Origin of the sequence: Microbacterium natoriense, assembly GCF_030816295.1 — a bacterium.
Taxonomy (GTDB): domain Bacteria; phylum Actinomycetota; class Actinomycetes; order Actinomycetales; family Microbacteriaceae; genus Microbacterium; species Microbacterium natoriense_A.
This window is the reverse complement of the sequence record NZ_JAUSXV010000001.1, coordinates 2,883,166-2,901,618: the sequence shown is the minus strand read 5'-3', so window position 1 is coordinate 2,901,618 and position 18,453 is coordinate 2,883,166. Positions and strand designations below refer to the sequence as shown.

General features: G+C 68.1%; 18 protein-coding genes. 11 read left to right on the top strand and 7 right to left on the bottom strand.

Annotation, left to right across the window (positions count from 1 at the left end; translation table 11 throughout):
* Nucleotides 1-12 precede the first annotated feature (12 nt).
* From QFZ53_RS13610 to tkt, 3 genes are read right to left on the bottom strand one after another with little or no spacing between them, the layout of a single operon-like run.
* Nucleotides 13-1,620 carry a glucose-6-phosphate isomerase gene (locus QFZ53_RS13610; protein ID WP_307297272.1) on the bottom strand — a complete coding sequence of 536 codons (1,608 nt, stop codon included), beginning with the start codon at nucleotides 1,618-1,620 and terminating at the stop codon, nucleotides 13-15.
* Nucleotides 1,617-2,729 (bottom strand): transaldolase, encoded by a 1,113-nt coding sequence (gene tal, locus QFZ53_RS13605; RefSeq protein ID WP_292909653.1) that lies wholly within the window; start codon nucleotides 2,727-2,729, stop codon nucleotides 1,617-1,619. Before tal ends, QFZ53_RS13610 begins: the two co-directional genes overlap by 4 nt.
* Nucleotides 2,730-2,745: 16 nt before the next feature.
* Entirely contained in the window at nucleotides 2,746-4,845 is a 2,100-nt protein-coding gene (gene tkt, locus QFZ53_RS13600; RefSeq protein WP_292909655.1) for a transketolase, read from the bottom strand.
* A 256-nt stretch (nucleotides 4,846-5,101) separates the two neighbouring features.
* On the opposite strand from tkt, the gene QFZ53_RS13595 reads away from it, so the two are divergent.
* Nucleotides 5,102-6,016, top strand: a complete 915-nt coding sequence (locus QFZ53_RS13595) for a heme o synthase (protein WP_373426330.1) — start codon at nucleotides 5,102-5,104, stop codon at nucleotides 6,014-6,016.
* Between the two features lie 73 nt (nucleotides 6,017-6,089).
* Here the strand turns inward: QFZ53_RS13595 and QFZ53_RS13590 are convergent, their stop codons facing one another.
* Nucleotides 6,090-6,530: a hypothetical protein gene (locus QFZ53_RS13590; RefSeq protein WP_307297268.1), complete on the bottom strand. Its 441-nt coding sequence runs from the start codon at nucleotides 6,528-6,530 to the stop codon at nucleotides 6,090-6,092.
* Between the two features lie 65 nt (nucleotides 6,531-6,595).
* Complete coding sequence (locus tag QFZ53_RS13585; RefSeq protein WP_307297265.1) at nucleotides 6,596-7,723, bottom strand: COX15/CtaA family protein; 1,128 nt, start codon at nucleotides 7,721-7,723, stop codon at nucleotides 6,596-6,598.
* A 233-nt stretch (nucleotides 7,724-7,956) separates the two neighbouring features.
* On the opposite strand from QFZ53_RS13585, the gene sufB reads away from it, so the two are divergent.
* From sufB to QFZ53_RS13550, 7 genes are all read left to right on the top strand, one after another.
* Nucleotides 7,957-9,375 carry a Fe-S cluster assembly protein SufB gene (gene sufB / locus QFZ53_RS13580; protein WP_307297263.1) on the top strand — a complete coding sequence of 473 codons (1,419 nt, stop codon included), beginning with the start codon at nucleotides 7,957-7,959 and terminating at the stop codon, nucleotides 9,373-9,375.
* 34 nt (nucleotides 9,376-9,409) lie between these two features.
* A complete protein-coding gene (gene sufD / locus QFZ53_RS13575; RefSeq protein ID WP_292909665.1) occupies nucleotides 9,410-10,615 on the top strand; it encodes a Fe-S cluster assembly protein SufD in 1,206 nt (401 codons plus the stop codon).
* Nucleotides 10,612-10,938 carry a non-heme iron oxygenase ferredoxin subunit gene (locus QFZ53_RS13570; RefSeq protein ID WP_292909667.1) on the top strand — a complete coding sequence of 109 codons (327 nt, stop codon included), beginning with the start codon at nucleotides 10,612-10,614 and terminating at the stop codon, nucleotides 10,936-10,938. The genes sufD and QFZ53_RS13570 overlap by 4 nt, the downstream gene beginning before the upstream one ends.
* Nucleotides 10,939-11,709 carry a Fe-S cluster assembly ATPase SufC gene (gene sufC, locus QFZ53_RS13565; RefSeq protein WP_292909669.1) on the top strand — a complete coding sequence of 257 codons (771 nt, stop codon included), beginning with the start codon at nucleotides 10,939-10,941 and terminating at the stop codon, nucleotides 11,707-11,709.
* 9 nt (nucleotides 11,710-11,718) lie between these two features.
* Nucleotides 11,719-12,048, top strand: a complete 330-nt coding sequence (locus tag QFZ53_RS13560; RefSeq protein WP_292909671.1) for a metal-sulfur cluster assembly factor — start codon at nucleotides 11,719-11,721, stop codon at nucleotides 12,046-12,048.
* 88 nt (nucleotides 12,049-12,136) lie between these two features.
* Nucleotides 12,137-13,207, top strand: coding sequence for an aminotransferase class I/II-fold pyridoxal phosphate-dependent enzyme (locus tag QFZ53_RS13555; RefSeq protein ID WP_307297255.1), 1,071 nt, complete (start codon nucleotides 12,137-12,139; stop codon nucleotides 13,205-13,207).
* 81 nt (nucleotides 13,208-13,288) lie between these two features.
* The gene (locus QFZ53_RS13550) at nucleotides 13,289-14,653 is read left to right on the top strand and encodes an MFS transporter (protein ID WP_307297253.1); all 1,365 of its coding nucleotides are present in this window, start codon (nucleotides 13,289-13,291) and stop codon (nucleotides 14,651-14,653) included.
* On the opposite strand, the gene QFZ53_RS13545 is transcribed toward QFZ53_RS13550, so the two are convergent.
* Nucleotides 14,622-15,191 carry a TetR family transcriptional regulator gene (locus tag QFZ53_RS13545; protein WP_292909677.1) on the bottom strand — a complete coding sequence of 190 codons (570 nt, stop codon included), beginning with the start codon at nucleotides 15,189-15,191 and terminating at the stop codon, nucleotides 14,622-14,624. The genes QFZ53_RS13550 and QFZ53_RS13545 overlap by 32 nt on opposite strands.
* A gap of 54 nt (nucleotides 15,192-15,245) precedes the next feature.
* Between QFZ53_RS13545 and QFZ53_RS13540 the strand changes: the two genes are divergently transcribed.
* The 3 genes from QFZ53_RS13540 to QFZ53_RS13530 are packed head-to-tail and all read left to right on the top strand — an operon-like array spanning nucleotide 15,246 to nucleotide 17,102.
* A complete protein-coding gene (locus tag QFZ53_RS13540) occupies nucleotides 15,246-15,830 on the top strand; it encodes a biotin transporter BioY (protein WP_307297250.1) in 585 nt (194 codons plus the stop codon).
* Entirely contained in the window at nucleotides 15,811-16,512 is a 702-nt protein-coding gene (locus QFZ53_RS13535; protein WP_307297247.1) for an energy-coupling factor ABC transporter ATP-binding protein, read from the top strand. Before QFZ53_RS13540 ends, QFZ53_RS13535 begins: the two co-directional genes overlap by 20 nt.
* Nucleotides 16,509-17,102: an energy-coupling factor transporter transmembrane component T gene (locus tag QFZ53_RS13530; protein WP_307297245.1), complete on the top strand. Its 594-nt coding sequence runs from the start codon at nucleotides 16,509-16,511 to the stop codon at nucleotides 17,100-17,102. The genes QFZ53_RS13535 and QFZ53_RS13530 overlap by 4 nt, the downstream gene beginning before the upstream one ends.
* Here QFZ53_RS13530 and QFZ53_RS13525 read toward each other — a convergent pair.
* The gene (locus QFZ53_RS13525; protein ID WP_307297243.1) at nucleotides 16,988-18,367 is read right to left on the bottom strand and encodes an acyltransferase family protein; all 1,380 of its coding nucleotides are present in this window, start codon (nucleotides 18,365-18,367) and stop codon (nucleotides 16,988-16,990) included. The genes QFZ53_RS13530 and QFZ53_RS13525 overlap by 115 nt on opposite strands.
* Nucleotides 18,368-18,453: the final 86 nt, after the last annotated feature.

Here is an 18,453-nt window from a genome sequence, read left to right as displayed (position 1 = left end):
TTCTCCTGGCTGTTACTTCTGGGCTGCTTCGAAAAGGGTGAGGACGTCAGCCGACGAGTCGGTGATCGTCAGCGTGACGACCGGACGGCCATGATCGGCGAGAACGGCCGCGTCGCCCGCGGCCTGTGCCTGGATGAGCTGACCGAACGTGAACGGGCGGTCGGGGATCTCGAGATCGACGTCCGTCCGCTCGAGGATCTGCACGAACACGCCCTGTGCAGGGCCGCCCTTGTGGTACTGGCCGGTGGAGTGCAGGAAGCGGGGTCCCCACCCGAATGTGGCCGGTCGCCCCGCGTCCGCGGCGACGAGCTCTCGGAGGCCATGCAGCTGCGGGACGTCGATGCGGTTCACGTAGGCCTGGATCGAGACGTAGCCGTCTTCGCCCAGACGTGCCCAGAGCGCGTCGAGGACGCCCTCGACCGTTCCCGACGCTGCGAGGGCGGCATCCGAGACGCGGACCTCGACGCCGTTCTCGACGAAGACCGGTGCCGTGGGTTCCGGCCGCACGTCGAGCAGACCGCGGGCTGCGACCTTCGCCGATTCGACGTCGGGCTGGTCGAAGGGGTTGATGCCGAGCAGGTGACCGGCGATGGCCGTCGCGTACTCCCACACGATGAACTGCGCACCCAGCGTGCCCGAGACGAGGATCTCACCGGGGTGCTGCTCGCGCAGATGGAACTCGTTCGCGTCGTCCACCAGCCTGACGATCTGCAGATCGGTCGGCGTGGCGTCGAGCTCGGGAGAGACCGGAAGAAGGACGACGGGAAGGATCCCGGTGCCCTGCTTGCCGGTGGACTCGGCGATCAGCTGCTCGATCCAGTCGGGCAGCCCTTCGATGTGCGTGCCGTCGGTGACGAGCCCCAGCTTGTCGCGGCGAGGACTCGTGGCCGCGATGGCGGCGGCGAGACGCAGGGCAGGGTTCTCGGCCGAATCGACCGCGACCTCGAGCAGAGAGGCCTCTGCTTCGTCGAGGAGTTCGGCGACGTCGACGCCTGCGAGCCCCGAGGGCACGAGGCCGAACGCGGTGAGCGCGGAATAGCGTCCGCCCACGTTCGGATCGGCGTTGAACACGCGATAGCCAGCTGCTCGCGCCGACACGTCGAGAGGGGAGCCCGGGTCGGTGACGACCACGATCCGCTCCACCGGGTCGATCCCGAGATCACGGAACGCGGCCTCGAACGTGCGCCGCTGCGAGTCGGTCTCGATCGTGGATCCCGACTTCGACGAGACGACGAGAACCGTGTTCTCGATGCCGTCGTCGAGGGCCGCGAGCACCTGCCCAGGAGCAGTCGAATCGAGGATCGTCAGCTCGAGACGTGCGGTCTGCGCGATGACCTCCGGCGCGAGCGAAGACCCGCCCATTCCGGCGAGCACGACGCGCGTGACGCCCTTCCGAGCGAATTCCTCGCGCAGCGCGACGATCTCCGCCACGAGCGGGCGAGAGACCGTAACGGCTTCGACCCACCCGAGCCGGACGGAGGCCTCGGCCTCGGCATCCGCACCCCACAGCGTGGCATCGCCGTTCGTGATGCGGGAGGCCACGAGGTCGTGCACCAGACCGGGAACGGTCTCGTCGATGGCGGCCTTGGCCGCGCCCGACGCGTGCAGCGCGAATGTCATCGCTGCGCCTCGAGCCCTTCCTTGACCTGGGTGAGCAGATCGTGCCACGAATCGATGAACTTGGCGACGCCCTCGTCCTCGAGAACCTGGGTGACATCGGCGAAGTCGATGCCGAGCTCCGCGAGTCCGGCGAAGACCGCGCGAGCCTCCTCGTAGCCGCCCGTGATGGTGTCACCGGTGACCACGCCGTGGTCGAACGTGGCCTCGAGCGTCTTCTCGGGCATCGTGTTGACGACGCCCTGCGCGACCAGCTCGGTGACGTAGAGCGTGTCGGGCAGCGCCGGGTCCTTCACGCCGGTCGACGCCCACAGCGGGCGCTGCAGGTTCGCGCCGGCCTCGAGGAGAGCCTTGGCGCGATCGCCCGCGAAGGTCTGCTCGTAGAGCTCGTATGCGAGACGGGCGTTCGCGAGGCCGGCCTTGCTCTTGAGAGCCTCGGCCTCGGGGGTGCCGATCGCCGACAGGCGCTTGTCGGTCTCGGTGTCGACGCGCGACACGAAGAACGAGGCGACGGATTCGATGGTCGACAGGTCGATGCCCGCGGCCTTCGCGGTCTCGAGACCCGTCAGGTACGCGTCGATGACCTCGGCGTAGCGCTCCAGGCTGAAGATCAGCGTGACGTTGACGCTGATGCCGGCGCCGATCGCCTGGGCGATGGCAGGAAGACCGGCCTTCGTCGCGGGGATCTTGACAAGCAGGTTCGGACGGTCGACCTTCGCCCAGAGCTCCTTGGCCTGCGCCACGGTGCCCTCGGTGTCGTGTGCGAGATCGGGGGAGACCTCGATCGAGACGCGGCCGTCGACGTGGTTCGACGCCTCCCAGACGGGACGGAACACGTCGAGTGCTGCGGCGACGTCCTGCGTCGTGGCCGCGAACACGGCCTCCTCCGCGGTCGCGCCGGATGCGGCGAGCTCGGTGACCTGCGCGTCGTACGACGTGTCGTCGGGGTTGGTGATCGCGTTCGCGAAGATCGTCGGGTTCGTGGTGACGCCGACGACGTTGCGCGTCTCGATCAGCTCGGTCAGGTTGCCGGAGTTGATGCGGGCGCGAGAGAGGTCGTCGAGCCAGATGCTGACGCCGGCGGCTGCGAGATCTGCGGTGGGGGTGCTCATTGTCGTGACTCCTTGATCAGTTGGCCTGTGCGGCCAGGGTCTCGCGGGCGGCGGCGATGACGGCCTCGGTCGTGATGCCGAACTCGCGGAACAGGGTCTTGTAGTCGGCGGATGCGCCGAAGTGGTCGATGCCGACGGAGCGGCCGCGGTCGCCCACGATGCCGCGCCAGCTGAGGACGGAGCCCGCTTCGACGGAGACACGGGCGGTGACGGATGCCGGCAGCACCGACTCGCGGTAGGCCTCGTCCTGCTCGGCGAACCACTCCAGCGACGGGGCGGAGACCACACGGACGTTCACGCCTTCGGCGGCGAGAGCCGCACGGGCGTCGACGCCCAGCTGCACCTCGGAGCCGGTCGCCACGATGATGACGTCGGGGGTGCCGTTCGGCGCCTCGGCGAGGACGTAGGCGCCGCGGGCCGTGTTCGACGCCGAGGCGAAGACCTCGCCGGATGCAGCGCCCTCACCACGTGCGAACACCGGGATGTTCTGACGGGTCAGCGCGATGCCCGAGGGGCCGCCGTTGCGCCGGAGGATCTCCAGCCACGCCGCCGCGGTCTCATTCGCGTCGGCCGGGCGCACGAGCGTGAAGTTGGGGATCGCGCGCAGGGTCGCGATCTGCTCGACCGGCTGGTGCGTGGGGCCGTCCTCGCCGAGGGCGACGGAGTCGTGCGTCCACACGAAGATGCTGGGGATGTCCATCAGCGCGGCGAGCCGCACCGGGGGGCGCATGTAGTCGCTGAAGATGAGGAAGGTGCCGCCGAACGGACGTGTCGGACCGTGCAGCTTGATGCCGTTGACGATCGCGCCCATCGCGTGCTCGCGGATGCCGAAGTGCAGCACGCGGCCGTAGGGGCTGCCCGACCACTCGTGGGTCGACCACTCGGCGGGGATGAAGGACTTCGCGTCCTTGATCGTGGTGAGGTTGGACTCGGCGAGGTCGGCCGATCCGCCCCACAGCTCGGGGAGCTCGGCGGCGAGGGCGTTGATGACCTGGCCGGATGCGGCGCGGGTCGACACGTCCTTGCCGGCCTCGAACACGGGGAGAGCCGAGTCGATGTCGGCCGGGAGCTCGCCCGCTTCGAGGCGGTCGAGCAGCACCTTGCGCTCGGGGTTCGCGGCGGCCCAGGCGTCGAAGGACTCCTGCCAGGCCGCGCGGGCCTCGGCTGCGCGGGCTGCGAGCCCGCGGGTGTGGGCGATGACGTCGTCGGCGACGGCGAAGTGCTGCTCGGGGTCGAAGCCCAGGACCTTCTTGGTCGCGGCGAGCTCGTCGGCGCCGAGGGCGGCGCCGTGGATCTTGCCCGAGTTCTGCTTGCCGGGCGACGGCCAGCCGATGATCGTCTTCAGGATGATCAGCGACGGCTTGGAGGTCTCGCCTTGCGCGGCCTCGATGGCGGCGTGGAGCTCGGCGACGTCTTCGACGTACTCGCCGCTCTTCTTCCAGTCGACGACCTGAACCTGCCAGCCGTACGACTCGTAGCGCTTAGCGACGTCTTCCGTGAAGGCGACGTTGGTGTCGTCCTCGATGGAGATCTGGTTCGAGTCGTAGATCGCGATGAGGTTGCCGAGCTGCTGGTGTCCGGCGAGCGAGGACGCCTCGCTGGTCACACCCTCCTGCAGATCGCCGTCGCCGGCGATGACGTAGATGAAGTGGTCGAACGGGCTGGTGCCGGCCGCCGCCTCGGGGTCGAACAGACCGCGCTCGTAGCGCGAGGCGTACGCGAAGCCGACGGCCGAAGCCAGGCCCTGGCCGAGCGGCCCCGTGGTGATCTCGACGCCCTTGGTGTGACCGTACTCGGGGTGCCCGGGGGTGAGGGAGCCCCATGTGCGCAGCGCCTTCAGATCGTCGAGCTCGAGCCCGAAGCCGCCGAGGTACAGCTCGACGTACTGGGTGAGGGAGGAGTGACCCGCAGACAGGATGAAGCGGTCTCGGCCGAGCCAGTCGGTGTCTGTCGGGTCATGACGCAGCACCCGCTGGTAGAGGAGGTAGGCCGCCGGCGCCAGGCTCATCGCGGTGCCGGGGTGGCCGTTGCCGACCTTCTCCACGGCATCCGCAGCCAGAATGCGTGCGGTGTCCACCGCGCGCCGATCGATCTCTTCCCACTGCAATTCCGACACGGTGAAGCCCTTCTCCAACAGTTCGAGAGCGCCCGGATTGCACTGTCGCGGTCCGCAACGATACGGATGGGGATGCTTGAGCGCCGGGCGCGCGAGTGATTTCAGCATAGCGCTGCGTGTCACCTCGTTACATCGTCTTACAACGCTTCACCTCGCTCAGAATTCCGATGTGAGAACACGGGCGACGGCGGGGAGGCGTCGACGGGTGCCGTAGACTGAAAGGGCTGTCTATGCATGCGCTGAGGAGGCGATCGAGATCTCGACGATGTCTGATCAGACCGTTGTGAAGAAGTCCATCGGTCGCACGGTGAAGGCCTATGTCGCCCTCACGAAACCGCGAGTGCTCGAGCTTCTGCTGGTCTCCACGGTCCCCGTCATGTTCCTCGCCCAGGGCGGGATGCCGGACCTCTGGTTGGTTCTCGCGACGGTGATCGGCGGATCGATGAGCGCGGGATCCGCGGCCGCGTTCAACATGTATCTCGACCGCGACATCGACGCGCACATGCACCGCACCGAGAACCGGCCGCTCGTGACCGGCGAGATCACCCCGCGAGGCGCGCTCATCTTCTCGTGGACGCTCGCGATCCTCTCGACGGTGTGGCTCTGGGCCACGACCAACTGGCTTGCAGCCGTGCTCTCGGCATCCGCGATCTTCTTCTACGTGGTGATCTACACGATCATCCTCAAGCGGCGCACCGAGCAGAACATCATCTGGGGCGGCATCGCGGGGTGCTTCCCCGTGCTGATCGGGTGGGCGGCGGTCACCGGTTCCCTGGACTGGCCCGCGTTCATCCTGTTCGCCCTCATCTTCCTCTGGACGCCGCCGCACTACTGGCCGCTGTCGATGAAGTACAAGGACGACTACGACGACGTCGACGTTCCGATGCTCGGCGTCACGCGCAACGCGTCGCAGGTCGGCCTGCAGGTCATCCTGTACGCGTGGGCGACGGTCGCCTGCTCGCTGCTGCTCGTGCCGATCGCGGGCATGGGCCTGGTCTACACCGTGTCGGCTCTCGTCTTCGGCGGCTGGTTCATCTACGAGTCGCACCGTCTCTACAACCGCGCCGTGCGCGGTGGCGAGGCGCGGCCGATGCGGGTCTTCCACGCCTCGATCACCTACCTGACGCTCATCTTCGTCGCGGTCGCGATCGACCCGCTGCTGCCCTTCTGAAGCCTGCTGTCGTACTGAGAAGAGACAGAGGCGGGACTCATCGATATCGATGAGTCCCGCCTCTTTGTCTGTGTCAGCTGCGACGCGTGTCGGCGAGCTCGCTGTCGGCGACCGCAGCCGGGTCCGTGACGGGGGCGGATTCGTCCACGACCTCGGGGTCGGCCTCCCCCGTAGCCGTGCGCTCTGCGGCCTCATCGAGCGGGGCGTCGGCGGCGGGCGTGCTCCAGTCGATCGGCTCCAGCGGCGCCGGAGCGGCGGCCGGGATGATCGAGCGCACGGCGACGAGCGCCAGGGCGATGAGGACGCCGAGGACGCCGGCGCCGATGAGGGCCGACCCCAGCACGGCGAGCGACTGGCCGACGTAGACCTCGACGCCGGTCGCGGTCCCGTTGAGGATTGTGGTGGTCATCCGGGTCAGCTGCGAATTGACCAGCCAGCCGCCCACGGCGCCGGTGGCGAGGGACAGGACGATGAGCAGCCAGAAGCCGATGCTGCGAGTGAGGGACTTGTTCATGTCCGCCACTGTGGCGGACGGATCATGGCGTCGCCGATGAGCGAGCTATGCGTCGGCTGAGCCGCTCAGCTGTTCTCCGCCACCGGGCGCTTGAGGTTCAACACGACGACGGTGTACGCCGCAGCGGAGAGCGAGGCCAGGATCATGTGGATCCCGACGAGGATCTCGGGGAGTCCCTCTCTGGCCTGCCATACGCCGACGCCCACCTGCACGAGGATCGCGACGACGAGGGTCAGGAGCCACCTGCGCGGCCTCAGCCTGAGCATCCACGCAGCGACAGTGAGCACGGCGACCAGGGTGGCGAGGATGTAGCCGGGCCATGAGTGCACGTGGGCGAGAATCGTGGCGTCGAAGCCCACGCGCTCGATGTTCGCGTCGCCCGAGTGCGGTCCGTTGCCCGTCGTGAGAACGCCGAAGAAGATGGTCGCGGCCAGCGCGACCCCTGTCACATGAGACATGACCGCGAACCACGTCGGCACCGCGCTTTCACGCCGGCCGGGCTCGGCGTACATGCGCACGAGATAGGCGGCGGTCACGCATACGAGCAGCAGCGAGGATGTGTAGTGGAAGCCGACGATGAACGGATTCAGATCGCTGATCACCGCGAACCCGCCGACGACGGCCTGCATCATGATCCCGACCAGCGTCACCCAGGCGAGCACCGCGAGATCGCGGCGCCGGGTCGTACGGCGCAGGGAGTCGACGGCGCCGGCGAGAACCGAGAGCAGCAGCGCCGTGGACATCAGAGCCGCACCGAGGACGGGACCCATCGCCGCGGAGGCGATGTAGACCACGACGGCGAGGACGATGCCGCCGAGCGCGAACCACAGGGCGCGCACGAGGAGGCGGCGTCCGCCGATCGCGTGCAGCGTCAGCAGCAGGACTGCGAGTGCGAGGAGTCCGACCACGCCCGTCATCGTGCGGTTGCCGAATTCGATCAGGCCGTGCACGCCCTGGTCGGCGTAGATCGGCACGAGGGAATCGGGCGTGCACAGGGGCCACTCCGAGCATCCGAGTCCCGACCCGGTGAGGCGTACTGCGCCCCCGGTGCCGATGATCACGACCTCGGCGAGGAACGACAGCCAGGCGAGGACCCGCAACGGCGTTCCGAAGGCACGAGGACCAAGAATCTGGACTCGACCCAGGAATCCGGCGTCGGTCGCGGTGGATTCGGGAGCGGCTGCGTCGGGCATGGCACCTCCGGAACCCTCTGGACGCAGACACGGCGGCCCGGATGTCAGAGGGAACCTGTAGAATCGGGATGTTGGGATGGCCGCGAGACTGCGGTACTCATCCCTGACAGTTTAGGCGCGATGGAAGCGCCGGTGATGAGGGCCCACCAGCGGCACCCGCTCCCGCAGACTCGACGGGGATCAGGTGTGTCGGGGCGGATGACACCGTTTGGGACCTAAAAGGAGAGTGTGTGATGTCGGATGTGCTGATCGACCGCCCGGAGCTCGAAAGCCTGGGGGTGTATGAATTCGGCTGGCATGACGAAGATGCGGCTGGAGCCATCGCCAAGCGCGGGATCTCTGAAGAGGTGGTCCGCGGGATCTCGGCTCTCAAACACGAGCCCGAATGGATGCTGAAGACCCGCCTCAAGGGGTACCAGCTCTTCGGCCGCAAGCCGATGCCCACCTGGGGTGCAGACCTCAGCGAGATCGACTTCGACAACATCAAGTACTTCGTCCGCTCGACGGAGAAGCAGGCGCAGTCCTGGGAAGACCTTCCTGCTGAGATCCGCGAGACGTACGAGCGCCTCGGCATCCCCGAGGCCGAACGCCAGCGTCTCGTCGCCGGCGTCGCCGCGCAGTACGAGTCGGAGGTCGTGTACCACCAGATCCGCGAGGACCTGGAGCAGCAGGGCGTCATCTTCATGGACACCGACACGGCCCTGCGCGAGCATCCCGAGCTCTTCGAGGAGTACTTCGGCACCGTGATCCCGGCGGGCGACAACAAGTTCGCCGCCCTGAACACCGCCGTCTGGTCGGGAGGATCGTTCGTGTACGTGCCCAAGGGCGTGCATGTCGAGATCCCGCTGCAGGCGTACTTCCGCATCAACACCGAGAACATGGGCCAGTTCGAGCGGACCCTGATCATCGCGGACGAAGACAGCTACGTGCACTACATCGAGGGCTGCACGGCGCCGATCTACAAGTCTGACTCGCTGCACTCGGCCGTCGTCGAGATCATCGTGAAGAAGAACGCCCGCGTTCGGTACACCACGATCCAGAACTGGTCGAACAACGTCTACAACCTCGTCACCAAGCGCGCGGTCGCCCACGAGGGCGCCACGATGGAGTGGGTCGACGGCAACATCGGCTCCAAGGTGACGATGAAGTACCCGTCGATCTACCTGATGGGCGAGCACGCCAAGGGCGAGACCCTGTCGGTCGCCTTCGCGGGTCCCGGTCAGCACCAGGATGCCGGCGCGAAGATGATCCATATGGCGCCGTACACGCAGTCGTCGATCGTCTCGAAGTCGATCGCCCGCGGTGGCGGTCGTGCCGGTTACCGCGGTGAGGTGCGAGTGGACGCCAACGCGCACCACTCCGCGAACACGGTGCGTTGCGACGCGCTGCTGGTCGACACCAAGTCGCGCAGCGACACGTATCCGGCGATCGACATCCGCGTCGACGACGTGCAGCTCGGCCACGAGGCTACGGTGTCGAAGGTCAGCGAGGAGCAGCTCTTCTACCTGCAGTCCCGAGGCATGCCGGAGGACGAGGCTATGGCGATGATCGTGCGCGGCTTCATCGAGCCGATCGCGCGCGAGCTGCCGATGGAGTACGCGATGGAACTGAACAAGCTCATCGAGATGGGCATGGAAGGCAGTGTGGGATGACCGTCCCTCTGACGATGATTGGAAGTGTCGGCTAGTGACGGCCCCTACGACCGCGCCCGTCGAGGCGCAGCACGACAACGCCCATGTGGACCCCGCCGCTCAGGTGGCCGATGCCGGATTCGTACCGGTGCAGACGCGCTCCGAGCGGCCGCACTCCTTCGAGCCGGCCGACTTCGGTTCTCCCTCCGGTCGCGAGGTCAATTGGAAGCACACCCCTGTGGCGAAGCTCGCCCCGCTCTTCGCGGTGTCGGAGGCGAACGACGGCGTGAGCTACACGTTCACCTCGGGTGAGCAGTATCTCGCCGCGCCCCTCACGGCCGCCGACGCGCCCCGTGGCGAGGTCTTCCTCGCCGAGGACGTGACTGCGGCAGTGGCGTGGCAGGGCGCGAAGGACGCGCTGCACATCCGGATCCCGCGGGAGGAAGAGGTCGCAGAGCCGATCCTCCTCGAGATCGCAGGACTCGGAGCCGACCGTCGCGCCGACGCGCACATCGTGATCGAGGCGCTCGAGCACAGCTCGGCCACAGTGGTGCTCCGGCACACGGGCGCGGCGCAGTACGCGCAGAACGTCGAGATCATCGCTCGCGACGGGTCCACGCTGTCCGTGGTGAGCCTGCAGCAGTGGCAGGACGAGGCGATCCACACGGCGGCCCACCAGGCCCGTGTCGGCGCCGACGCGACCCTCAAGCACTTCGTCGTCAGCTTCGGGGGCGGTATCGTCCGCGTGAACCCGAATGTCGAACTCGCGGGGAACGGCGCGGAGGGATACCTCTACGGTCTGTCCTACGCGGACGCGGGGCAGCACCTCGAGAGCCAGGTCTACCTGCATCACAAGGGCGCCCACACCAAGGGCGACGTGCTGTACAAGGGTGCGTTGCAGGGCGAAGGCGCGCACAGCGTCTGGATCGGCGACGTGCTGATCGGCAAGGACGCGACGGGCACCGATTCGTACGAGGCGAACCGCAACCTGGTGCTCACCGAGGGTGCGCGCGCGGATTCGATCCCGAACCTCGAGATCGAGACGGGCGACATCCTGGGCGCGGGCCACGCCAGCGCCACCGGTCGCTTCGACGACGAGCAGCTGTTCTACCTGCAGGCACGCGGCATCACCGAGGAGGAGGCACGCCGCCTGGTCGTGCTCGGCTTCCTCACCGACATCGTGCAGCGCCTCGGCATCCCCGCCCTCGAGGGCGAGTTGCTCGCCGCTATCGAGACGGAGCTCGCGGAGGTGAGCGCGTGAGCGCCGAACGCGTCTGCGGCGTCGCCGATCTCGAGACCGATACGCCTCTGCGGGTCGATCCCGCCGGCGTTCCCATCACCGTCATCAAGGACTCCGAGGGCGTCATCCACGCGATCGGCGACACCTGCACGCACGGTGACATCTCCCTGTCCGAGGGCTTCGTCGAGGGTGACACGGTCGAATGCTGGGCTCACGGCTCCGCGTTCTCGCTGCTCACCGGCAAGCCCCAGAACCTCCCTGCTTTCGAGCCCGTCCCTGTCTACGTCGTCGAGATCGACGGCGACGACGTGCTCATCGACCCGACTGTCACGAAGGAAGTCTGAATGTCTGTTCTCGAGATCCGCGACCTGCACGTCACGGTTGAGACCGAGGCGGGGACCACCCCGATCCTCAACGGAATCACCCTCACCATGAGCACGGGCGAGACCCACGCCATCATGGGCCCGAACGGCTCGGGCAAGTCCACCCTGGCCTACACGATCGCCGGTCACCCCAAGTACACGGTGACCTCCGGCTCCATCACCTTCGACGGCCAGGACGTGCTGGAGATGACGGTCGACGAGCGCGCACGCGCGGGACTCTTCCTCGCGATGCAGTACCCGGTCGAGATCCCCGGGGTCACGGTGACCAACTTCCTGCGCACCGCGAAGACCGCGCTCGACGGCGAGGCGCCCTCGATCCGCTCCTGGACCAAGGACGTCAAGGCTGCCATGGGCAACCTTCGCATGGATCCGAAGTTCGCTCAGCGCAACGTGAACGAGGGCTTCTCCGGCGGCGAGAAGAAGCGCCACGAGATCCTCCAGCTCGAGGTGCTCAAGCCGAAGTTCGCGATCCTCGACGAGACCGACTCCGGTCTCGACGTCGACGCGCTGAAGATCGTCTCCGAGGGCGTCAACCGCGCCAAGGAGTCCACCGGCCTCGGTGTGCTGCTCATCACGCACTACACGCGCATCCTCCGCTACATCCGCCCCGACTTCGTGCACGTCGTCGTCGCAGGGAAGATCGTGGAAGAGGGCGGACCCGAACTCGCGGATCGCCTCGAGGAAGAGGGATACGACCGCTTCCTCGACCCCGCCGCTCCGATCGAAGCGTAGGCTGATCGCATGACAGCCACCCTCACGGACCAGAAGTACGACGAGGTCACCGAGGCTCTCAAGGACGTCATGGATCCCGAGCTCGGGATCAACGTCGTCGACCTCGGACTCATCTACGATCTCGCATGGGATGACGAGAACGATGCTCTCGTCATCCACATGACGCTGACCAGCGCAGGCTGCCCGCTCACCGACGTGCTCGAGGAGCAGACGGCGCAGGCTCTGGACAACGTCGTCGACCGCTTCCGCATCAACTGGGTGTGGATGCCGCCGTGGGGTCCGGAGAAGATCACCGACGACGGGCGCGACATGATGCGTGCGCTCGGTTTCGCGATCTGACGCCGAGCAGCCCTTTGCCGCACAGCGGCCTCGGCGCTCTGGCGTCCCGAGGCCGGTCCGGCTGTGGCGAGTCGACACCCGGAGGAACATGCACGAGGTCACAGCGCTGACGCTCGCCGAGCTCCGCGAGCGCAGCAGTGAGAAGTGGCGGGAGTATCCCGCAGACGTTCTGCCGCTGTTCGTCGCCGAGACGGACTTCCCGTTGGCGCCCCCTGTGGCGGCTGCATTGCAGCGTGCGATCGACACGGGGGACACGGGCTACATCGCCTCTCGCAGTCCGCTCGCCGAGACCTACGCGGCGTTCGCGAAGCGCCGCTTCGACTGGGATGTCGATGCGGGCCGCATCCGCTCGACCGCGGACGTCAGCATGGGGATCGTCGAGATCCTGCGGCGGGTCGTGCAGCCGGGGGAGCGTGTGATCGTGACGCCGCCGGTGTATCCGCCCTTCTACGACCTGGTCGAGGAGGCGGGCGCGGAGGTCGAGCGCGTGCCCCTGCGCGACACCGGCACCACCTGGAAACTGGATCTCGACGGCATCCGCACAGCGTTCGAAGACGGAGCGCGCGCGATGCTGTTGTGCAACCCTCACAATCCGACCGGGACGGTGCACGACCGGAGCTCGCTCGAGGCCCTCGCGGAGCTCGCCGCGGAGTTCGACGCGATCGTCGTCTCCGATGAGATCCACGCGCCTCTTGCGCAGCCGGGCGCCGGTTTCACCCCGTTCCTCTCTGTCGGAGCCGCCGCCCAGCGCGTTGGCTATGCGGTCGTCAGCGCCAGCAAGGCGTTCAACCTCGCCGGTCTCAAGTGCGCGCTCATGGTGGCGGCGCACGAAGACAGCGCTGCCGTGCTGCGCGGCCTTCCCGTCGAAGTCGTCTGGCGCACCGGTCAGTTCGGGCTTCTCGCGGCTGTCGCGGCTTTCAGCGAAGAGAGCGACGCCTGGCTCGACGGCCTGTTGCACACGCTCGACCGCAACCCGCGTGCTGCTCGAAGATCTTCTCGTCAGGCACCTCCCGGAGGCCCGCTATCGGATTCCGGACGCCGGCTATCTGGCCTGGATCGACGTATCGGCTCTCGGACTCGGCGACACCCCCGCCCGACGCATCCTGAAGGAGGCGAAGGTCGCGCTCAACGACGGGAGCGCGTTCGGCGCCGAGGGTGAAGGTTACGTGCGGCTCAACTTCGGCACGAGCCCCGAGATCATCACCGAGGCCGTCGAGCGCATCGCGTCGCTCACGCGTCGATGAGCGGAGTGCAGAGCGCCGCATCGATCTGGGATCGGGAGCGCATCTGGGTCACAGCGGGTGCCTCGGCGCTCATCTTCTTCGCAGCGATCGAGGCCCTGGCGGTCACCACGGTGATGCCGGTCGTGAGCGACGCACTCGACGGCGATGCGCTGTACGCCGTCGCTTTCGCGGGAACGCTCGCGACGAGCGTGATCGGCATGGTCGCCGCCGGTGCGTGGTCGGATGCGCGCGGCCCTCGTGGCGCGCTCTATGTGGCCGTCTCGCTGTTCATCGCCGGCCTGCTGATCTCTGGATTCGCGACGACGATGCCGCAGTTCCTGATCGGGCGCCTCGTCCAGGGGCTCGGCACCGGTGGTCAGACGGTCGCTCTGTACGTCGTGGTGGCTCGTCTGTATCCGCCGCAACTGCACGGACGGGTGTTCGCCGCATTCGCCGCTGCCTGGGTCGTCCCGTCGATGATCGGGCCCTTCCTCGCCGGCGCCGTCGCCGAGTATCTCGACTGGCGCTGGGCCTTCCTCGGAGTGGCGGTGCTGACAGCCGTCGCGTTCCTCGTGATCGTGGTGCGCCTGCGCCACCTCGACCTCGGGCACGGCGCCCCGCAGGACCGGCGCGCGCTGCGCCGACGGCTGCTTCTGGCGGTGGTCGTGGCGGCCCTCGCGGTCCTCGTCGGCTTCTCGGCCGACATGGCGCCGCAGGTCGGCTGGCCTCTGGCGCTCGGGTCGCTCGTCGTCATCGGGTTCGCCGTCGTGCCCCTTCTTCCACGACGCACTCTTCGTGCGGCTCCCGGCCTGCCGAGCGTCGTGCTCACCCGGGGTCTGGCCGCGGGTGCGTTCTTCGCCGCAGAAGCATACGTGCCGTACCTGCTGATGGAACGGTTCGGATTCACGTCCACCTGGGCGGGCATCGCGCTGATGCTCGCGGCGTTCGCCTGGGCGGGAGCGTCCGACCTGCAGGGGCGGATCGGGGATCGCCTCGGCAACCGCCGCATCGCCGCCATCGGACTGGGATCGATCGTTCTGGCTCTGGTGTGCGTCCTGCTCGCGGCGCTCTTCGGCATCTCGCCGCTGCTCGTCATCGTCGGGTGGGGATTCGGAGGGGGCGGGATGGGTCTCCTCTATCCGCGCCTGACGGTGCTGACCCTCGCGTACGCGGGCGAGGGCGACCAGGGGTTCAACTCATCGGCGCTCTCGATCGCCGAGAACACGGGCTCGGCCCTGGCTATCGCCGTGGCAGGGCTCGGGGTCGCAAGTCTCGGCGGCGGAGCGGGAGCGTTCAGCGCCGTCTACGCGTTGTGCATCGCACTCGCGCTGCTGGCCGTCGTCCCCGGCCTCAGGCTCGGTCACGCGGCTGAGAAGCGCTGATCCCGGCGATAGCAACGACTCCCAGGTCGAAGACGCTGTCAAGGCCCGCGGTGGGATCGATCTCCTCTGCTGCTGCAGCGGCGGCGGCCCCGTGGCTCTCGGCATGCATGCGCAGCTGGGCGAGGGTGGTGTGCCCGAGGATGAAATGAAGCAGGGCGGTGGCGCGGTCAGTGCTCTGCGGGCCTAGCGACGCCTCGAGTGCGATCTGGGCGTGAGAGGAGCCCAACCGCAGAGCGTAGGTGCTGAGAACCAGCTCGGCACCGTCGCGGTACGCGAAGAGAGCATCGCGGATGCTGCGGGCGGTCGTGAGGACGTCGTCGTCGGTCACCGGGATCCGGGCCGTGATGCGGTCGGCCAGCTCTGCGAGTAGCTCCTGCTTGTTCGCGAAGTGCCAGTACAGGGCGCTCGGCTGCACCTCGAGACGTGCGGCGATGCGTCGCATGGACAGATCCGCGAGCCCGACCTCGTCGAGCAGCGCCAGGGCGGCACGGGCGACGCTGTCGCGATCGTGACGGGCCGGGTTGTGATCGGGGCTCATGGACTCACTATAGTGAACACCGTTCAAGTGAACAGTGTTCAGGAAGGAATCCGCATGCCAGACAGCGGCCGCAGCATCGCCCGCATCGCCCTCTTCGCCGCACTCATCGTGGTGCTGGGGATGGTGACGATCCCCCTCCCCGGCGGAGTGCCGATCACCGCGCAGACCCTGGGGGTGATGCTCGCGGGCACCGTTCTCGGCCCCCGGCGAGCGCCTCTTGCCGTGCTTCTCGTGCTCGTACTGGCGGCGATCGGCTTGCCCGTGCTCGCCGGGGGCCGAGGCGGTCTGAGCGTCTTCGTGGGTCCGACCGCCGGATACCTCCTGGGTTGGATCGCGGGAGTCGTCGTGATCGGTCTGATGACCCGCTCCGCGCGGATCACGTGGTGGCGCACGGCGTCGGCGGTCGTGGTGGGCGGCATCCTCGTCGTCTACCTCTTCGGCATCCCCGTTCAGGCGCTCGTCCTCGGCATCGATCTCGCTCCCGCCGCACTGTCCACGGCTGTCTTCGTCCCTGGCGACCTCCTGAAGGCTGCGGCCGCGACCGTGCTCACTCTGGCGCTGAGCCGGGCGTATCCGCCGGCGTTCGGTGATTCACCGCGCCTCGAGCGGGCGACGACAGATGCGCGGACTGCGGCCTGACACAGCGCACCGCGGCATCGCTCTCGACGGTGTCACGGTGCTCGGCGGCGGACACCGCATCCTGTCGAACGTGAGTGTCGGACTCGATGCGGCGCGCATCGCCGTGATCGGCGCCAACGGCTCGGGGAAGTCGACCTTCGCCCGCCTGCTCGACGGACTGGTCGAGCCGACGTCGGGAAGCGTCCATGTGCACGGGCTGGACGTTCGACGTCATCGAACCGAGATCCGCCGGCGCGTCGGCTTCGTGTTCACGGATCCGCAGGCGCAGATCCTCATGCCGACGCCGGCAGAGGATCTCGCCTTCTCGCTCCGCGGTCTGCCGCGCGACGAGGTGAGAGCCCGGGTGGCGGAGACACTCGCCCGGTACGGCCTGACGGACAGAGCGGACGCCCCGGCATCCGCTCTGTCCGGTGGGCAGAAGCAGCTGCTCGCCATCGCCTCGGTGCTGATCACCGACCCCTCTCTCATCATCGCCGACGAGCCGACCACTCTGCTCGACCTCCGCAACGCGCGCCGCATCGGCGACCTGCTGCTGTCGCAGGCCGCGCAGGTCGTGCTCGTCACGCACGATCTCGAGCTCGCGGCACGGTGCGACGCGGCACTGCTCTTCGACGGCGGCGAGATCGCCGCCGTCGGGGAAGCGGATGACGTCGTCTCGCACTACCGGAGACGGTGCGAGTGATCCAGCTGTACTCACCGGGGACGAGCGCCGTGCACCGGCTCGGAGCGGGCGTGAAGCTACTGATCCTGGCCACAGCGGCACTCGCGCTCTCCCTTGTGCCGCCCTCTGCGTGGAGCATCGCCGGGGCGCTGGCGGCTGTGATTTCGCTCTATGCACTCGCGCGCCTTCCGCTGCGCGTGCTGGTCGGGGAGATCTGGCGGCTGCGCTGGCTCGTGCTCGTCCTGGGCGGCGCGCTGCTCGTGTTCGTCGGCCCGGTCGCCGCGTGGATCAGCACGGGCCGCGTGATCGCGATCGTGCTGCTGGCGAGTCTGCTGACCCTCACCACGCGGATGGGCGAGCTGATCGAGGTGCTGCGCGGTCTGCTCGCTCCGGCGCGGCGATTCGGCATCGACCCGGAGTCGGTGACGATGACGATCGCCTTGACGATCACCATGATCCCGGTCGTCGCAGGGTTCGCCGCCCAGGTGCGAGAGGCTCAGCGTGCACGCGGAGCGCGTTCGGGTCTGCGCGGCGTCGTGCCGCTCATGGTGCGCACGCTCCGCCACGCCGACGAGGTCGGTGACGCGCTGGCCGCTCGCGGTGCAGTCTGATCGTGCGCCACGAGGCGCTGAGCCAGCAGCATGGCCGCGACAGCCGCTGTCGCTGTGAACGGGGTCGTGCCCACGACCAGGAGGAGTGCGACGGCGCCGACGCCGAGACCGACGGCGCCGACCGATCGGCTGATGCCGTGGGAGAAGGCGGGCGCCGCCTTCTCCTCGAAGCGTGAGAAGGAGACGGCGACCGCAGCGGTCAGGGCCAGCGCGGTCAGGAGCCAGAGGGGGCGGCCGAGCCACCACAGGGCACTGCCGGGATCCGGGAGCACCACACCGTGGGCCATCGCGAAGATCGCAGATGCTCCGGCCATCGCGAGAAGCACCGGCATGTGCCAGAGATAGATCGTCATGGTCCGGCGATTGACGAAAGCGCTGACCGCGGCGATGCGAGGACGCGTGCTGAGCAGCGCGATGCGCTCGCGGAACAGCGACAACAGGCTCAGATGCACCAGCCCGACCAGCAGCAGTGCGCCTGTCGGCGGATTGATGTTCGCGATGAGATCGGGGGAGTAGACACCTGTCGCGAAGGCGAGGACGAGGGTCGCCGCGGCGCCCGCCGCGATGAGGCCCCTGGTTCTCGGGCGGAAGGCGTCGACGCTGCCGTCGGCGAAGAAGAACCCGAGCTGTTGCAGTGCGAGCCAGACGAAGGCGAGATTGACGAAGCCGATCCCGTCGATCCCGGTCACCGACCGCGCGAGGTCGACGGCGAGTGCGAGGCCGGCGAGAACAGCGATCGTGCGCAGCGGGGCACGATCGTGCAGAGCGGAGAGCGCGGGAAGGAGCGCCTGGCAGAACAGGAACACTCCGAGGAACCAGAGAGGCTGCCCGTACCGGAACCCGGCGACGGCCACCAGATCCAGCGGAACGCCGGCCAGAGTCAGCACGGCGAGCGTGGCGCCGACGACTCCGATCACTATCATCGCCGGACGCAGGAGCCGATGGATTCGGGCGGCGACGAAGGCCGACGCGGTACCGCCGCGTTCGCGCTGTCGGCGGTAGGCGACGAGGCCGGCGAAGCCGCCGATCACGAAGAACAGCGGCATGACCTGCAGCAGCCAGCTCAGGGGCACGATCCACCAGGCTCCGTCGCTCGCGTTCGCGAAGACCGGGCCGGTGTCGGTGACGGTGACGCCCACCATGATGGCGTGCAGCAGGACGACACCGGCGACGCACACGGCGCGGACGAGGTCCACACCGGTGTCGCGGACGGGGATGCGGGGCGCGGTCGGGACTCCTGTCGACGGTGCGTGCACGATGGCCATGGTTCCTCCTCGGAAGCGGTGTCCTCGGAGACTATGGACGTGGTGTCCATGCAGACATCACACCGCGGTGCGGTTTCGCCCCCTAC

What these genes read in the sequence shown, in the direction of transcription:
- QFZ53_RS13610 (WP_307297272.1), bottom strand. Translation starts at nt 1,620, where the DNA reads ATGACATTCGCGCTGCACGCGTCGGGCGCGGCCAAGGCCGCCATCGAC.
- tal (WP_292909653.1), bottom strand. Translation starts at nt 2,729, where the DNA reads ATGAGCACCCCCACCGCAGATCTCGCAGCCGCCGGCGTCAGCATCTGG.
- QFZ53_RS13590 (WP_307297268.1), bottom strand. Translation starts at nt 6,530, where the DNA reads ATGAACAAGTCCCTCACTCGCAGCATCGGCTTCTGGCTGCTCATCGTC.
- QFZ53_RS13585 (WP_307297265.1), bottom strand. Translation starts at nt 7,723, where the DNA reads ATGCCCGACGCAGCCGCTCCCGAATCCACCGCGACCGACGCCGGATTC.
- sufB (WP_307297263.1), top strand. Translation starts at nt 7,957, where the DNA reads ATGTCGGATGTGCTGATCGACCGCCCGGAGCTCGAAAGCCTGGGGGTG.
- sufC (WP_292909669.1), top strand. Translation starts at nt 10,939, where the DNA reads ATGTCTGTTCTCGAGATCCGCGACCTGCACGTCACGGTTGAGACCGAG.
- QFZ53_RS13560 (WP_292909671.1), top strand. Translation starts at nt 11,719, where the DNA reads ATGACAGCCACCCTCACGGACCAGAAGTACGACGAGGTCACCGAGGCT.
- QFZ53_RS13555 (WP_307297255.1), top strand. Translation starts at nt 12,137, where the DNA reads ATGCACGAGGTCACAGCGCTGACGCTCGCCGAGCTCCGCGAGCGCAGC.
- QFZ53_RS13550 (WP_307297253.1), top strand. Translation starts at nt 13,289, where the DNA reads ATGAGCGGAGTGCAGAGCGCCGCATCGATCTGGGATCGGGAGCGCATC.
- QFZ53_RS13545 (WP_292909677.1), bottom strand. Translation starts at nt 15,191, where the DNA reads ATGAGCCCCGATCACAACCCGGCCCGTCACGATCGCGACAGCGTCGCC.
- QFZ53_RS13540 (WP_307297250.1), top strand. Translation starts at nt 15,246, where the DNA reads ATGCCAGACAGCGGCCGCAGCATCGCCCGCATCGCCCTCTTCGCCGCA.
- QFZ53_RS13535 (WP_307297247.1), top strand. Translation starts at nt 15,811, where the DNA reads ATGCGCGGACTGCGGCCTGACACAGCGCACCGCGGCATCGCTCTCGAC.
- QFZ53_RS13525 (WP_307297243.1), bottom strand. Translation starts at nt 18,367, where the DNA reads ATGGCCATCGTGCACGCACCGTCGACAGGAGTCCCGACCGCGCCCCGC.